Here is a 645-nt window from a genome sequence, read left to right as displayed (position 1 = left end):
AACCAGTACGGCACGATCCGCATCGAAGGGGGCCATGTCCGGCTCCCGAAGGTCGGGTTCATCCGCTTCACACAGCACCGAATCTTCGACGGCGAGATCCGGTCGGCGACCGTGTCGATGACGAAGACGGGCAAGTTCTTCGTGTCGCTCCTCGTCGAGCAGCCCGACGAGCCGTGGGTCCCCGCCGAGCACAAGATCGGGATCGACCTCGGCCTCGCGCAGGTTGCGCGGGTTCGGGATCTTCTCCGTCACCATCGCGTCGTTCGTCATGACGGCGAAGTGCCCGAGGCCGAGTCGCGGCTGAGACGGGCGCAGCGCTCCCTCTCCCGCAAGAAGCCCGGCAGCCGGAACCGCGAGAAGGCGCGGCTCCTATTGGCCAAGAAGCATGAAAAGGTACGGAACCGCCGGCACGACTTCCTCCACAAGCTGTCACGACGCATCGTCGACGAGAACCAAGTCGTCGTCGTCGAGACGCTGAAACCGAGGGAGATGATGCAGGACCGCCGCCTGGCGAGGTCGATCGGGGACGCCGGATGGGGCGAGTTCGTCCGCCAGCTCGCCTACAAATGCAGGTTCCACGGCCGCACACTGATCCAGGCCGACCCGTGGTTCGCCTCGACCCAGGTTTGTTCGGCCTGTGGCGAG

1 protein-coding gene is annotated in these 645 nt (G+C 65.4%); it reads left to right on the top strand.

The window, feature by feature from the left end; translation table 11 throughout:
* Window positions 1-645: RNA-guided endonuclease TnpB family protein (locus BJU60_RS14800; protein ID WP_141737255.1), on the top strand; the 645-nt coding region annotated here is incomplete at both ends.

This window comes from Exiguobacterium aurantiacum, from assembly GCF_001766415.1.
GTDB lineage: Bacteria > Bacillota > Bacilli > Exiguobacteriales > Exiguobacteriaceae > Exiguobacterium > Exiguobacterium aurantiacum_A.
Note: the sequence above shows the minus strand (reverse complement) of the source record. Positions and strands in the feature narration are given on the sequence as shown.